Raw genomic sequence first — 16981 nt, 5'->3', positions numbered from 1 at the left:
AAATCGTCCTCCGTAGTAATTGTGAAATCGTCTGTTCGTCCGTTTGGATTAATATCAGAATCAACAGCATCATCTCCACCCACATTTTGATCAGTAATCTCAAAACCATCAGGAATATTATCAAAAACGATGTAGTAATCACCCGATTCTTGACATACTTCAAATTCATAGTAACCAGCGTCGCCGGAATTAGGGTCATTAGCTGTAGTTGTACTTGCAACTTCAGTTCCATTTGCTTGAAACAACGTTACGTTTACTCCGTTAACTCCAGTTGCCCCATCATCTTGAAGACCATTTTCATTTACATCAACCCAAACAAAATTTCCTATTACAACTTTTTCTAATAGGTTGACAACTACTTCGTCTTCCGCTTCGCAGTCTTTGCAGTCTTTTGCAACAACTTTATACGTACCAGATTGATCAACAGTAATTGTATTTTGATTAGGGTCTCCGACAATATTACCGTCTTCTGTTGTCCAAACATATTCCACAGTAGAATCACCACCAATTGGATTACATTCACCTAGTTTGATATTGATATCGCCTCTTTCGTAATATCCATCACCTCCAGTTATTGTTAACCAGCCAGATGCTCCAAAACCTTCACGTGTAACATCACCACCCAGACCTAATTGGAAAGCTTCACCCATTCTTGAAACTTGGAATGTTCCATGTTGTTGAGAAACTATGGTTCCTGAAGTAGAAGTCCAGTAAACATAATCAGATGTATTACCGGTATCACAGCCTAACTTAGGACTGCCAGTTGGAGGTGTCGTTGTACGACCTGAAAAAGTTAAAGAAACGTCTAAAATATCGGTACCATTTGAAACTCTAGATGAGTAAGTAGCAACGCCATTATCTAAAACTTCAAAACTAGAGTTTAAAGTAGTATTGAAATGATCTTGGCCTGCATTCGAAATCCAAATTTCGGCCATATTGCTATTGTTACATCTAACACTTTCAATAATTGGATACTCGCATCCACCTTCACAAACATTTGCGTTTTCAGCTGTTGCGGTTAATTCTACTGTCTCATCTTCACAAACTTCAATCGCATCTCCAGCATCAACAGTTAAATCACAAATAGCTTCCGCTGAAATACAAATACTAGAAGGTACCACTGAATTGGATGAACTTCTAGAACCATCGCCATATTCGCCATCTTCTATATGTGCCAAAATAATTTGATCTGCACCATTTGGCAACTCAATATTTTGATCTAGAGCACCAATCCATTCACCTGATGCAACTAAATCTGGAGTGTCTTCCGTCAATTGAGAGCTATATTGTACAACTCCATTCTTTAAGAAAACAATTCTCCATTGTTCAAATTCTTGATTAACATTTACTCTATTGGCATATCCATCCCAAGAAATGGCTTCGTTAATATTTACTGTAGAAGGACCTGATAATTCTTCAGGATAAGGACCTGGAACTACAAAATTACCACCATTTATAAATCTGACATCTGCATTAACAGATCCATTACTATTAACTGTAACATCATTTGTCCAAATAAAATCACCAGCATCACAAGTTGGTACTGTTGGTGGTTCAATAGTTACTCCTTCAACAGAAATACAAATACTAGAGGGAACCACAGAATTTGCAGAAGCTCTACTTCCGTCACCATATTGACTATCTTCGATATGTGCTAATATGATTTGATCTGCTCCATTTGGCAGATTTATATTTTGATCTAAAGCTCCAATCCATTCCGCTGAAGCTACATTATCAGCAGGGTCTCCAGTTAATTGAGAACTATATTGAACAGCGCCATTCTTTAAGAAAACTATTCTCCATTGTTCAAATTCTTGGTAAACATTTACTCTATTGGAATAACCATCCCAAGAGATAGCCTCATTAATACTAACGGTCGAGGGACCAGAAAGTGCAGCAGGGTATGGACCAGGAATTGTATAATTTCCACCATTAATAAATCTTACATCTGCATTAACAGATCCGTCATTATTAACAGAAACATCGTTAGTCCAAATTAAATCTCCAGCGTCACAATTAGGTACTGTCGGAGGGTTTATTCCATTATCATCTATAAGTACAAAAGTTACATGTAAAGTATCACATAAACCACCATTTCTGCTATCTTCAAGATAGGCTGATGCATCAACTGATATATTGCCTAAATTGGGTTCCCAATTTGAACCATTATTTGCTCCTGCAGGAAAAGTAAATGGTGGTGTATTCTCAGTAATTGATGTGTCATCAACTGTTAAAAAAACACTGCCTATTCCACCTGAAGTATCTGCAACCAAATAGTAGTGGTTAGGCAAACTATTTACATCAATTTCTTGACCATTACTAATAGGACCTAAAACTGCTTGGTCTGTAGACTGATCATAAATATAAATACCGTCTATAGAACCACATTGCGCTGATAGGTGTATATCTTCAGTTTCGTAGATATCACTACACCCTGCAGTTCTAGCGCATAACCTAAAGTCACCAGAAGATGGCGGACAATAGCTTAGGGCCGTGTTTTGCGACCAAGGAGTTCTTGCTTGAATACTCCCATTCACATTCTCTGCCCACATAAATTCAACGTCATCTCCAAAGCTATTTGGCAATGCAGAAGCTTGAACACATGAGCCATTTTGACTCAATGTTGGCATTTCAACATAACAATTCATTTCTTCATTAAAACTTGAAGAAGCAGAATCGTTATAATTCGTTTCTGAATTTGTATTGACTTTAACAACATCTAATGTTTTGTCGTCAGCTTTAGGAGCAAACGATAAAAAACAGATAGATAATGTCAGTACCAATACTTTAAAAAAGTAATTGTTTTTCATTCTTTAATGATTTGTGTTTAGTTTATTAAACAGTAAGGTGGGGTAATTAAAATACTATAGCACGAAGACCAAATGAATTCAAATGGTCAGATCAAAAAGTAATTTTAATAGTTAATAAGTGTGGTTTTAGTGTAATTTTTAATTCATATAATTATAGTATTAGGTTAGCGTTTCAATTGTTAAAGAAAATTTAAGATGTCTCAAAAGACAGGCTATTTCTTAATTAATCGTTAAAATGCATCAAAAACTCTATGTGATGTATTTAAAAAAACCCATATGTAAGAATGTACTTCAACAACATTTATTTTTGATATCTATGTTATGACACCAAAACAAGATGAAAGGTCACTTCCGTTATTAGAAAGATGTTTTTTATTTGAAAAAGCTAAAAAGTGGTGGAATAAAAAAAGCCTCAAGTAACCTTGAAGCTTTTGTAGTAGCGGGAACTGGACTCGAACCAGTGACCTTCGGGTTATGAGCCCGACGAGCTACCTACTGCTCTATCCCGCGATGTGGACGGCAAATATACAACCGTTTTAATGTTATTTCCAAATTTAGATGGACTTTGATTTTAAAATTAGCCATTGTCTTCATTTGTTGACTAGGCTTAATGGTATCTAAGTATGAGTTCAAGTGCTGTATTATATTCCATAGCAATACATAGCTCAATTATTTAATTAGGATTCATTTTAATTTTGGAGTTTTTCCATTTTAATTCTAGTATCCTGTTGGCTTCTAGTTTTATTGGAATTAACTACCTTCGATTTCATGGAAAAATTGAATGATTTTTTAATCCAAGCTATTTCTGGAACTGAATGGCCAATGTTTCTTTTATTGATAGGAGGAGGGCTCTTTTTGGTATGTTACTCAAAGTTTTTACCCTATCGTTTTTTATGTCACGCAATTGCTATAACTAGAGGGAAATATGACGATAAAAATGCAAAAGGAGACGTAAGTTCGCTACAAGCCTTATCGGCTGCTGTCGCAGCAACTGTAGGATTAGGTAATATTTCAGGCGTCGCCATTGCTATTCACGATGGAGGACCAGGGGTGGTTTTTTGGATTTGGATGACGGCACTCATTGGTATGTGTATTAAGTTTTATTCTTGTAGTTTATCTATAATGTTCAGAGGTAAAGATTCCGATGGAAAACTTCAGGGCGGTCCAATGTATTACATTACTCAAGGTCTTGGTAAGAAGGCAAAACCCCTCGCTATTTTTTTTAGTATTGCTGGTCTTTTTGGTTTTTTAGGGGTTTTTACAGCTAACCAGTTCACAGAAACCTTCATGAGTGTTATTCAACCCGAAGAATCAATCATAGCACTAGGTGGTACAGCTCAAGATGCTTTGTTTAATTGGAAATTATTAATAGGAATAATTCTGGCGGTCGTTTCTTCCTTTGTAATTTTTGGAGGATTAAAGAATATAGCTAAAGTAGCAACAGCAATAGTTCCTTTAATGGTGATGATATACTTGATTGCCGTTGTACTAGTTATGGTTGCTAATGCTTCTGAGGTTTTACCATCTCTTAAACTAATTATAACTGAAGCATGGAATTTTGATACTTTAGTCACAGGTGGTTTTTGGGGACTTATAATTATAGGGGTAAGAAGAGCGATGTTTTCAAATGAAGCGGGCCTTGGATCAGCACCAATGTATCATGGGCAATCAAAAAATGATGAACCCATAAGAGAAGGATTAGTAGCAATGTTAGGACCTTTTATTGATACTATCTTAGTCTGCACATTCACAGCAATTGTTTTAATTTTAAGTGGGGCCTACCTTCAAGAAGGTAGTGGTATAGTGATGACCTTAAATGCATTTAATACATCGTTAGGGAGTTGGGGGGGTATTTTATTAATGATTATCGTTTCAGCTTTTGCATTGTCCACTCTTTTTACTTATTCATATTATGGTGTTAAGAGTTTATCCTATTTAACTAATGCCAAAATAGGAAAGTTGTATAATGTGTACTTTGTAATAATGATTGTATTTGCAGCTGTTGCCTCTTTGGAATTGGTTAAAAACTTAATTGATTTATCATATGCCTTAATGGTCATACCAAATATGATTGCTGTATTATTATTGGCGCCAAAAGTGAATGTTGCTGCGAGAATTTATTTTGAAAAATTAAAGAATGAAAAAGCATAAATCAGGATTTGTAAATATTATTGGTAACCCCAATGTTGGCAAGTCAACCCTAATGAATGCTTTTATTGGTGAAAAACTATCTATAATAACTTCTAAAGCGCAAACAACTCGTCATCGTATTTTAGGAATTGTAAACGGAGATGATTTTCAAGTAATTTTATCGGATACACCTGGGATTATTAAACCTGCTTATGAGATGCAGACGGCCATGATGGATTTTGTCAAACTGGCTTTTGAAGATGCTGATGTTTTGCTTTATATGGTTGAAATTGGGGAAAAAGCATTAAAAGATGAGGCCTTTTTTGAAAAGATAAAGAATAGTAAAATTCCGGTTTTATTACTTTTAAATAAGATAGATACTTCTGAGCAGACAGCTTTAGAAGAACAAATACAACATTGGCAAGGCCTGCTACCTAATGCTGAGATTCATCCAATTTCTGCTTTGGAAAATTTCAATATTAAAGAGGTATTTAATCGCATATTGGAACTACTTCCTGAGGCTCCGCCATATTACCCTAAAGACCAACTTACCGACAAGCCTGAACGATTTTTTGTCAATGAAACTATTCGAGAAAAAATCTTACTTCACTATAAAAAAGAGATTCCATATGCTGTTGAAGTAGCAACGGAAGAGTTTGAAGAAGACGAGAAAATTATTAGAATCCGTTCCGTTATTATGGTTGAACGAGATACTCAAAAAGGAATTATTATTGGTCATAAGGGTTCAGCACTAAAGCGCGTAGGTATTGAAGCTCGAAAGGATTTAGAAAAGTTTTTTGACAAACAAGTATTTATTGAGCTTTATGTAAAAGTCAATAAAAATTGGCGAAGCAATAGCAATCAGCTGAAACGTTTTGGTTACAATAACTAAATCATAATTTACAATTTAGCTAACCTTAACTTCACTTTGGTTTAAGACCTTCATGGAAATTTAAACCAATCGGAATGAAAAATTTTATGAAACCGCTAACCTATTTAGGATTAGCTATTTGCTTTGTTAGTTGCGAACATTTAGATGACTTTATTGGTGATAATGATGGTGGAAGAGGGGATGATGCTCCAAAAGAAATGGTAAATATTGATTTTAAATACCATAGTACTATTCAAGTTGGAGGTGAAGGTTCAGCAGAAATATCTGGGTTTGATTCTGAAACAAAAAGACTTTTTGTTATCAATGCTGAAACAGTAAGTGTATCAGTTTATGATTTAAACAATTTAGGAGCTCCAGTATTTTTAAAGAATTTGGTTCAAGATCATGCCGGTAACCCTAATAGTGTTAGTATAAATAATGGAATAGTAGCTGTAGCGTATGAAGCGCAAGACAAGCAGGCTCCTGGTTTTGTTAAGTTTTTCGATGCTGAATCCCTGGAGTTTATTTCTGGTTACACAATTGGCTCACTGCCAGATATGGTCACGTTTACTCCAGATGGTAAATATGCGGTCGTTGCAAATGAAGGAGAGCCAAATGATGATTATACTATAGATCCTAAAGGAATGGTAAGCATTATAAATGTTGAAAGTGGAGAAGTAATAAATTTGGATTTTGAAAGTTTCAATGCTCAAGAAGAGATCTTAGAGAACAATGGTTTTAGAGTTTTTGGCCCTGGTGCAACCCTAGCTATGGATGTAGAACCAGAATACGTTGCTGTTTCTGACGATTCAAAGAAAGCTTGGGTAACACTACAAGAAAATAATGGTGTTGCAGTAGTTAATCTTGAAACCAAACAAATCGAAACTATTATTCCTTTAGGATTTAAAGATTATAGTCTTTCTGGAAATGAAATAGACCCAAGTAATAGAGATGATATAAAGGAATTACGTAGTGTTCCTGTATTTGGAATGTATCAACCAGACGCTATCGCATATTACAGTGTTAATGGAATGGATTATGTTGTAACTGCTAATGAAGGTGATGCTAGAGATTACGATGGTTATTCCGAAGAAGAACGTATGGCTGATTTAAAATTTGACGAAGCGGTATTTCCTGATGCGGCAACCTTGCAATTGGATGAAAATTTAGGACGCTTACAATCAACTACTACTTTAGGAGATATTGATGGTGATGGTGATTATGATGAATTATATAATTATGGTGCTCGATCATTTACTATTTGGACAGGTGATGGTCAATTGATTTATGATAGCGGTAATGACATTGCCATACAAACACTTTTATTAACTCCAGCCGTATTCAATGGCGATGATAGTAGAAGTGATGATAAGGGTGCGGAACCAGAATCGGTTACGATACAAAAAATAGGGGATAAACAAATTCTATTTGTTGGTTTAGAGCGGAACAATCAAGTTATGGTTTACGATATTACTAACCCTAATTCTCCAACCTTTATTCAAATTTTAGAAAATTCTGGTGATGTTGGCCCTGAAGGTTTAATTGTCATTGCGGCTGAAGACAGTCCTAATGGTAAAGAACTATTGGTGGTAAGTAATGAAGTTAGTGGTACTGTTTCTTTTTACGAAAATTAATAGTTCTCATAATTTCCAGTTATAAAATAAAAGCACGGTTTTAACCGTGCTTTTGCTTTAAACCAGGCCCAATAGATTTTTTTAATTAATTCTGGTACAAGGCAGTTAGGTCCTTTCTTGGTAAATAAGTGGTACTTTTGCAAAAAAATAACTAGATGGGCGCTATTGTTGCCATTGTTGGAAGGCCAAATGTTGGAAAATCAACTTTTTTTAATCGTTTGATTCAAAGAAGAGAAGCCATTGTTGATGCTGTTAGTGGAGTAACTAGAGACCGTCACTATGGAAAAACAGATTGGAATGGGCGAGAGTTTTCTGTTATTGATACAGGTGGCTATGTTGTTGGAAGCGACGACATTTTTGAAAAAGAAATTGACAAACAAGTTGAGCTTGCAATTGATGAGGCTGATGCCATAATTTTTATGGTTGATGTTGAATCTGGGGTTACTGGAATGGATGAAGATGTAGCTAAATTGTTACGCCGGGTAGATAAACCAGTTTTTTTGGCAATAAACAAAGTTGATAATGGTCAAAGAGAAGCAGATGCGGTAGAGTTTTATTCCTTAGGTTTAGGAGAGTATTATACCCTTTCAAGTATTAATGGCGGTGGCACAGGAGAACTCTTAGATGCTCTAGTAAAGGTATTGCCAGAAATTGAGGAGAAAGTAGATGAATTACCAAGATTTGCTGTAGTAGGTCGCCCAAACGCCGGTAAATCTTCATTCATTAATGCCTTAATTGGGGAAGAAAGATATATTGTAACAGATATAGCAGGTACAACAAGAGATAGTATTGATACTAAATACAATCGTTTTGGGTTTGAGTTTAATTTAGTGGATACTGCTGGTATTCGCAGAAAAGCAAAAGTAAAAGAAGATTTAGAATTTTATTCTGTAATGCGCTCAGTGCGAGCGATTGAACATGCAGATGTCTGCATATTATTATTAGACGCCACTCGCGGATTTGATGGTCAAGTACAGAATATATTTTGGCTTGCACAACGTAATCACAAGGGCATTGTGATATTAGTCAATAAATGGGATTTAGTTGAAAAAGAAACCAACTCTGTTCGTGATTTTGAAAAGAAAATACGAGAAGCTATGGAGCCTTTTGTTGATGTTCCAATCCTATTTATTTCTGTTTTAAATAAACAAAGAATTTTTAAGGCTATTGAGACTGCAGTTGAGGTTTATAAAAATCGTTCAAAGAAGATCGTTACTCGAAAATTGAACGACATTATGTTACCTATAATTCAAAATCACCAACCACCAGCATATAAAGGGAAATTCGTGAAAATTAAATTCTGTACTCAACTGCCCACGCCGTATCCGCAATTTGCATTCTTTTGTAACTTGCCACAGTACGTGCGCGAACCTTATAAGCGGTTTCTTGAAAATCAATTAAGAAAGCAGTTTGATTTTACTGGAGTGCCCATGACTGTTTTTATGCGAAAAAAATAGTTATTAATTTTTGGAGGCCAAATCAACTTTTAATTGCTGCTGAATGCGATTACCTTTATCATCGACTACACTGAGTAAATAGTTTCCAGGTTTTATATTTATAATAAGTTCGTGAAAACTGCTAGTGGTGTTAATAAAAGTGTCATCCAAATACCAAAACACTTCACTGTTTGGTTGTTGATGGGCAAGTTTTAATATGATTTCACTTGTTTTGTTTCCTAGGTTTTTTGGTACTAGAATGATTTCATTTTTCTTGGGATACAAAAACGCCATTGGAGTTTTTATATAGGTATTACAATCATTCGAATAAACGGGTTTTTTTTGATAATCTGGATTTGCGGTGGCATAGTAATACTCAATCACTGGAGGTAGCGAAAACCAACTTTTAAATTTGATATTTTCTAACGGATAGCAATTAGCGGTCACCTGAAAAACTTCATTTTGATCTAACGCTAATTGTTCATGAAAAGGACATGTTTTACTTTTTAATCCGTTTATTGGCATTTGATTTTCAGTTTTATGATCACAATAAATGGAGGCTCTATAGCCACTTTTAATACAAACTTCTAAGGGCTTTAAATCATCAAACGGTATCTCAAACCAATTGCTTTTTGGTAATATTTGAAGCACATCAAATAAAATGGGCGCAGCGGCAGTAATTCCAGTTAATCCTGGTCTACCTTCACCATCAGCATTACCGGCCCAAATACCAATCGCATATTCAGGTGTGACTCCGACGGCCCAGGCATCTTTAAACCCAAAACTTGTTCCGGTTTTCCAGGCAATCGGCTGTGATTCATCAAAGAATTGCCAATTTTCTTCACCCTCAGGTCTGTTTACTTCTTGCATTGCTTTAAAAGTATGGTATATAGAACCAGCATTTAATACTGGGGCTTGAAACTGGTCCTTACCGAAATTAATTTGTTCGTTCAAAAGATAGGAGGCAGATTGAAATTCATTAGAACGGTAAACACTAGAATTTGTATTAAAATAATTCAAAGTGGAGGCCAAAGATGCGTAGGATTGGGTAAGTTCAATTAAAGAGCTTTCTGCTCCGCCTAAAATGATAGGCAAGCCATAATATCCTGCAGATTTATCTAAGCCCTTAAATTGTAAATCATTTAGGTTATTGTAAAATTTTTGAAGTCCGTACTCTTGTAATAACCTCACTGCAGGCACATTTAATGATCGTGATAAAGCACGGTCAGCAGGTACCGCACCAGAATAGTTCTTGTTGAAATTTTTAGGGTTATAGCCATTTATTACCGTTGGTATATCTTCCACCAATGCTTTAGGTAATAACCGACCTTCATGCAATAGCGATGCAAACAAAAAGGGTTTAAGAGTGCTACCTGTACTTCTTTTTTTGGTTAAAATATCAACATAATTATCATGCTCTTTTGAAGTGGGTGAATTTCCTAAATATGCCAGTATTTTTCTAGAACTGACATCCATTACTAGTATGGCTAAATTGTGTATTTCATTATTTTTTAATCGTTGGTAATTTTGGTTTGCAATACGATTTACCTGTTGTTGTAAATTATAATCTAAAGAACTACTTACACGTTCGCCACCATGTTCTTTTTTAGCCCGTTCCGTTAAATGAGGAGCAATATTAGGTAGGGGTAATGGCTTTTTTGGTAATGGTTCCGCTACGGCTAATTCATAAGTGATTTCATCAATTTTATCTTTTTGAAATAGCTTTTTTAGTAATCTATTTCGCTTTAATAATAGCGCTTGTTCATTTCTACCCGGAAATATTAACGATGGTGCATTGGGCAAAACGGCAAGTGATGCAGCTTGCCCCCAGCTTAATTCGTAAGCAGGTATGCCAAAATAGCGCCATGAAGCTGTTTCTAATCCAACCACATTACCTCCATAGGGAGTATAGCTTGCATATAGCGTTAAAATTTCATCTTTAGAAAATCCGGCTTCTAAACGCGTTGCTAAAAAAACTTCAATTACTTTTTCAAGATAATTACGTGTTTTATTTTTTCTGCTTAACCTGATTACTTGTTGAGTTATAGTACTTCCTCCCCTACGCGTATCTTTAGTTAGATTGTGTTTGATTGCTTTTAAAATTGAAACAGGATTAAAGCCAGGATGATTGTAGAAATGCTCATCTTCAAATAATAATACAGATTGCTTAAATTTCTCAGGAACACTATCTAATTGTGGAAAACGCCATTGACCATCTTCCGCAATACGAGCGCCAATTAAGGTTCCATTCGAACTTTCTACAACTGTTGATATTGGGTCGCTAAAAAGTGATTTAGGTAAACAAAACAGCCATAGAATAATGAAAATCAGTAAAATACTGAACTTTATTTTATGTTTATAAAGTGGTTTCTTCAAAATTCAATATAGATTTCATTTCTTTAATCTAGGCGTATGCATATTGATTAAAAAAATCAACTAGTCCCTTTAATTAAATATTATTGAACAACTTTAACCCATTGTCCTTTAGTTCTTGCAATAGCAGTATTATCATACATAGCTTCAGCTTGACTACCTGGTAAATAATACTCCCCTAGAAAGGAAGCATTCAATTTAATATGAAAAACCTTCGCTTTTCTAGCCTTTAAACCAAAATATAAATTGGTTCTATCATCACGTGTGTCAATGTAATCTGTTTTCTTAGTATTGCTGTTACCAACATTTGCATATGAAGTATCTATAATTTCCCAACCGCTAGGTACAATTTGAGTTAGTGCAATATTATTAATAGCATCGTCTGTAGCATTAAAAACAGTAATTTTTGCTTCAAATTCTGTCCCTTGTTTAATCGAGGATATATTTATTAATTTCGAAAGTGGATCTAAATACTGAACCTTTAAATTAAGTTTTTGCTGCTGCGCCAATTCTTTACCAACAGGTAATTTTCCTGATTGCGTCAAAGTAGTATAGATGATGTTATTTTGATTATTTTGAATTTTAATATGCTCTACATTATTGTTAATGCTAATATTTCGTTGGGCAATAGCACGGTCTGACTTCACATTAATTTTTTGACCGTTATGAGTGTAATTTAATGCTATTGATTTTCCACCATTCTTCATAACCATTTTAGCCATGGATAATAATGCATAAGCCGTTTCTTGGGTGCTATACCAACGTTGAGAAGAAAGATTTTTGGCCAATGAAATAGCCAAATCACGTTGTTTAGGACTTTCAAGAAGTACTAAGGTCTCTAAAGCCATGGCTCTATTTCTAAAAACTGACCCATAGGTGTAATAATCGTAATTGTTAGCTTTAAAGTTGACATTAGCAGTTTTTACAAGTAGTTCAGCTACTTCTTTTTTTCCAACCATAACATAAGCTGCTGCAAGTCTCCATTTTGCTTCATTACTCATATTTTTTGACTCCCGAAGACGATTCATGGCTGCTAATTCTGGCTGCTGAGCTAGAGCTAATGTATACAGTCTATAAGCCTGAGTTAAATCGTTGTTATATGAAGCACTAGTTCTGCTCCATTGTCTAGCTGCATCTTTTTGATAACGTAGCCAATTACTCAAAAAGGTTAATGGCAGTTGATACCCTTTATTTCTTGCTTCAAGCATAAAATGTCCGGCGTAAGAGGTTCCCCAGTCATCAGTATTACTGTAACCGGGCCAATAACTTAATCCACCGTTAGGAGCTTGAAAATCACTTAATTTTCTAATTCCGGCCTTTATGTTCTTTTGAATAATCTGTTTTTTATCATAAGTAATGTCCAAAATTTCAGATAAAAATAGCTGGGGAAATACCGCTGAGGTTGTTTGTTCAACACAACCATGCGGATATTGAAGCAGGTATTCCATTCTTTTTGAAAAATCCATTGGAGGCAATGTAGAGAATTCTAAAAATGCGGTGTTAGTTCCAGAAGTTCCAAAAGGCTCAAATGAAATCGTATCTGATTCATTTTTTCCAATTGTAAATAGTTTACTTTTTGACGTAATTGGATTGGGGTTTTCAATGTCAATTTCAAGGACCTCACTAGCATTTTCACCAGCCCCAGATGCACTAACTTTTATAGTTTGAAACTTAGATGAAGGTTTTACTTTGAATTTGAAATTTACGATTTGTTCTCCGATCGCACTAAACGTAATATTCTTAGAAGAACCATTTATAGGCTCAAGGGCGCTACCAGTTTCAATGCTAACTTTTACATTTTTCACCTTCTTTTCCATGGCAAATACAGTAACCGGTATAGTTACAGTTTCACTAGGTGTGAGCTTGCGCGGTAAAGATGTTAATACCATTAAAGGCTTTCGAACAGGAGTAGACTTTTCGTAATTACCATAGGCACTTGACTCATTTCCCGCAATAAGCATAGTACGAACAGAGCCAATATAATTTGGCATTAAAACATCGTGTTTTGCTTGTTCTCCCGGTTTTAGGTTAAAAGGCCCCAAATAAGTCACGACAGGTTTAAAACGTTGTGCTTTCCTATTTTTTGCTCCGTTAGCGATTCCCCCGCCACCAATTGCGTATATATTGTCAACACTTAATGAGTAGGCACCCATCACATCATCGAAAATATCAAAGGTCTTTACACCTAAAGCTTGGCGTGCATAAAATGAACTATGGATATCAGGAGTTCTAAATCGGGTTAAATCTAACAAGCCTTCATCAACTATTGCTAGAGTATAGGTCATAGGTTTTTTATTGGCTTCAGAAACCTTTACCGTAAATGATTTTTCGGGCTCAAGTGCAGAAGGTAATTCTAATTGAGGTTCTAGAACAGTTGCTTTATTTGTAACTAATAATGGTACTACTCCATAAAGTCTAATTGGTAGATCATTGGTGGCTTGATTATGCGGTTGTAATAAAGAAATATTGATATAAATGTTAGGGGCCATTTCTTCCGTAATAGGAACGGTTGCCACGGTTTCTTTACTTGAAGTTTCTATCCATTGTTGCGATAAAACTTCGGAGCCATTCTCAATACTCAATAGAGCTCGGCTACCAGCATCGGAAGGAAAAGTGATAATGGCATTTTCTCCAGTGTTATATTCTTCTTTATCGGCAGAGAAAATTAATATTTTGGAGCTTTCAGTATCCCCTGAGGCTGGTCTTTTCCACCAATTCCGGTAAAAGTATGCAACACGCCCAGTGGCATGACCACTAACTTCATCGATAACGCGAATTAAGAATCGCCCTCCTTCATTATCAGGTATGTTTATTTTAAAATTACCTTTTCCATTGGCAGCTGTAGTAACACTCATTTCTTTAAATGGGCGATGAACAGTCGCGTTTTCATAACGTGAGAGATTATCACGACCTCGATTCCACCACCATCGCCACTCTATTTTAAAAATCTGAACAGTTAGTTTTCTATTTGGAGCGGGGTTTTCATTTGCATTTAAGGTAACCACATCAAACTCGGTATTTTCGTCGGTTAAGTAAGATCCGTATTGTCGAGCTTTAGGAGATTTTAATCCAACAAAATGAGTATAAGGTGCTAGCTTTTTAGAAAAAACATCAATTGAAAAATCGCCACCACCTTCGAAAACTTTAGTAGTAAAAGTGGCCTCTAACATGCCTGGGGCGTTTGAGTTGACAGGTATTTTTTTATTGATTTTTAGGTTACCCTCAGCATCTAAATCTGAATTTAAAAACTGAATTTCCGTTTCGTTAAAAGTGCGTACGGGGTCTAGAAAAGTAAATTCTTTATGCGAAGCAAAAGAAGTTGAAATAGCTCTGAGCTTGGTGTTGATATCTATTTTTAAATTCCGAGCAGGAGCACCATGCAACCATTTTACATTTACTTTGCCGGTGTTGGATTCATTTGCTTTTAGAACTTCTTCGTCAAAAGTAATCGCAACTTTCAGGCGGTTAGGTTTGACTGTTGCAATTTTGATGCTTTTATTAAATGTTGCCCCTCCTACTATTATTTTTGCATTCCAATTTCCTGTCGGTGCAGCTATTTCCGTTGGTATAGGGAAATAGTAAAAACTACCTTCTTTTTTAGCATATATTCCTTCAGATATTTGGGCGCTTTCCGTTTTTAGTACGGTTCGTTGTACAAGTTTCCCACGGGCATCAGATACTTCTAGTGTAACAGGGTGATTTGTTGGTAAGGGATTACCCTTGTCATCTAAAACAAAGGTCAAATGTACCATATCGCCAGGTCTATGCACACCTCTATCCGTGTATAAAAACCCCTGAAGCCCTTTCTGTAATTGCTCACCTGAAATATCAAATTTACTCATTGATATAGCATTACCATCTGCCAGCTTAGCGTAAGCGAAGTTATTTTGATTTTCCGCTACCGCGAAAGCAATATTTTTTTCACCATCGTAAATAGCGAAACCTTTGACATCAGTAAAAACCTCTGCAATTGCCTGTTGTTGATAATTATACAAGCTAATTTTTGTGTTTGGTTCTGGTTTAGCGGTTAGTAAATTAGTAGCTGCAAAATGATAAGATTTATTATTTCCTTTTTTTACAATAAGTCCCAAATTACTTCCCAAAAGGTTGGTAAAAGCTATTCTATCAGGATTGTAATAAGCTGAATGACAAGGGTTTTCTTGTTCTTCCCAATTATAATTATAATTTCGCCAATAATAAATCTGGTTATCCCAATAGCGCTCTTCTAAATCAAGTTCACTTTGATTTTGCTCAAGGGAAATTGAAGACTCTTCTTCTTTTTTAATTTCAGAATCACAAGCGTAAGAAGTATGTTCTTTTTTAAAGCTCAACTCAATTCGATATAAGGAACCGGGACTGACTTTTATTAGCTCTGAAAGGTCTAAAGCATGTGCTTTCCAATAGCTATTATTTTCATCATTGCTTTCAATAAGTGGAATTACTTTGTAAGCCACCCTTCTTCCTACGGGTCTTAAATCAGAATTATAGCTTTGAGTTAAATCGTTGTTTTGTAAAAATTGTAACACATTGTCTTCAAATATTTCAATTACACGTACTTCCACCGCATTAAGATTAACTGTCTCAAAATAAATAGGTGTGGAGGTTGCGTCTGGTAGTATGGTGCCTTTTGAAATTAACCGAACGTTAGGTTTTAATTGTTCAAAAGAAACCAGTTCAGAAAAAGTAGATTTAAGAGAAAACCCATAGGCACTTTTTATTCCTTCAAAAGCTTTGACTCGTACTTGTCCTAAGATCCTATTGGATGGATAAACTTTTAAAACGTTTCCATCTATTTCATACCGTAGGTTTTCTGCATTTTCAATAGTTATTAATCCGTTTAGATTTTGATTTTGTTTAAGAGGCTCAGAAAAGTTTAGGGTTAATGCCGCGTTAGGAGCAATAGATGTTTTAGCATCAAGAATCACAAATTTGTTCAATCCAGGAATGACATACTTCTCAGACCCTTCATTTTCAGCTCCAATAGCTTTACCTGACCAACTAATCGTGATAGATTCATCATTAATACCCCTTGGGATACTGTCAATTCTGAAACTGAAATAATTTGCAACGTTTGAAGCTTCATCCCATTTTATTTTTAAAGAGGAATTCTCTTTTTTAGCAGATATTATGGTTTTAACTTCTTTAGTACTAACTAAATCTGAAGCGTCAAGAACTCCTTCAAGATATTGCCATTCTTTACTATAAGACTGAAGGTTTCTCAGGTTTACTTTAATGTTTGGGGTGATTGTTTTGAAAGAAAAATTATAACGATTAAATTCTGAGGGTACATCTTCTACAAGTTTATTCAATAATAAAGTGACTGTATATTCAGTATCTGGTTTTAAAAGTTCTAAAGGTTGAAAGCTAAGTTCTCTTCCATTTTCAATAACCAGTTTACCCTCAACTTTAGGATTAATTTTTAAGTAATCTGTGGGTATCTCCTGAGCCAACTCAAATTGCTCCAAAGGATTTGCTAATAGAATTTTTATTGAAGTACCAATACTTTGTTGACCCTGAGTATGTGAGCTTATATAATCTTTGAATTTAAATAGATTATCCGTAGTGTTGGTTTGATTCTTTTGTTTACAAGAATTAAAAAAGACAAACAATGTTATAATAAAGACTTTTATATAACGACTCATTATTGCAGTGATTAAGATTAAACATATATACTACCATTGCAAGATAACTTAAAATTAAGGCAGGCAGTTCACTGAAAATGGGGTT

7 protein-coding genes and 1 tRNA gene are annotated in these 16981 nt (G+C 35.2%); 4 read left to right on the top strand and 4 right to left on the bottom strand.

The genetic code is table 11. The features are described from left to right. Both RM520_RS12970 and RM520_RS12965 read right to left on the bottom strand, forming a co-directional pair. A partial coding sequence (locus RM520_RS12970; protein ID WP_311388280.1) for an SdrD B-like domain-containing protein occupies positions 1-2810 on the bottom strand: 2810 nt, incomplete at its 3' end. Between the two features lie 437 nt (positions 2811-3247). Continuing rightward, a tRNA-Met gene (locus tag RM520_RS12965) sits at positions 3248-3320 on the bottom strand. Between the two features lie 258 nt (positions 3321-3578). Between RM520_RS12965 and RM520_RS12960 the strand changes: the two genes are divergently transcribed. The 4 genes from RM520_RS12960 (at position 3579) to der (ending at position 8902) form a co-directional block, all read left to right on the top strand. After that, on the top strand, positions 3579-4961 hold the full coding sequence (locus RM520_RS12960) for an alanine/glycine:cation symporter family protein (RefSeq protein WP_311386096.1): 1383 nt from the start codon (positions 3579-3581) through the stop codon (positions 4959-4961). Further along, positions 4948-5832 carry a GTPase Era gene (era, locus tag RM520_RS12955; protein ID WP_311388279.1) on the top strand — a complete coding sequence of 295 codons (885 nt, stop codon included), beginning with the start codon at positions 4948-4950 and terminating at the stop codon, positions 5830-5832. Before RM520_RS12960 ends, era begins: the two co-directional genes overlap by 14 nt. Positions 5833-5906: 74 nt before the next feature. After that, complete coding sequence (locus tag RM520_RS12950; RefSeq protein ID WP_311388278.1) at positions 5907-7445, top strand: choice-of-anchor I family protein; 1539 nt, start codon at positions 5907-5909, stop codon at positions 7443-7445. Positions 7446-7600: 155 nt separating this feature from the next. Next, positions 7601-8902 (top strand): ribosome biogenesis GTPase Der, encoded by a 1302-nt coding sequence (der, locus tag RM520_RS12945; protein ID WP_311386093.1) that lies wholly within the window; start codon positions 7601-7603, stop codon positions 8900-8902. Positions 8903-8905: 3 nt separating this feature from the next. Here the strand turns inward: der and pbpC are convergent, their stop codons facing one another. After that, complete coding sequence (gene pbpC, locus RM520_RS12940; RefSeq protein ID WP_311388277.1) at positions 8906-11257, bottom strand: penicillin-binding protein 1C; 2352 nt, start codon at positions 11255-11257, stop codon at positions 8906-8908. A gap of 80 nt (positions 11258-11337) precedes the next feature. Then, positions 11338-16896 carry an alpha-2-macroglobulin family protein gene (locus RM520_RS12935; RefSeq protein WP_311388276.1) on the bottom strand — a complete coding sequence of 1853 codons (5559 nt, stop codon included), beginning with the start codon at positions 16894-16896 and terminating at the stop codon, positions 11338-11340. Positions 16897-16981 lie beyond the last annotated feature (85 nt).

Source organism: Croceitalea vernalis, from assembly GCF_031846405.1.
Lineage (GTDB): Bacteria > Bacteroidota > Bacteroidia > Flavobacteriales > Flavobacteriaceae > Croceitalea > Croceitalea vernalis.
The sequence above is the reverse complement of the archived record's forward strand: the minus strand, read 5'-3'. Positions and strand labels throughout refer to the sequence as shown.

Coding starts and splice junctions, on each gene's coding strand:
- RM520_RS12960 (WP_311386096.1), top strand. CDS start 3,579: ATGGAAAAATTGAATGATTTTTTAATCCAAGCTATTTCTGGAACTGAA.
- era (WP_311388279.1), top strand. CDS start 4,948: ATGAAAAAGCATAAATCAGGATTTGTAAATATTATTGGTAACCCCAAT.
- RM520_RS12950 (WP_311388278.1), top strand. CDS start 5,907: ATGAAAAATTTTATGAAACCGCTAACCTATTTAGGATTAGCTATTTGC.
- der (WP_311386093.1), top strand. CDS start 7,601: ATGGGCGCTATTGTTGCCATTGTTGGAAGGCCAAATGTTGGAAAATCA.
- RM520_RS12935 (WP_311388276.1), bottom strand. CDS start 16,896: ATGAGTCGTTATATAAAAGTCTTTATTATAACATTGTTTGTCTTTTTT.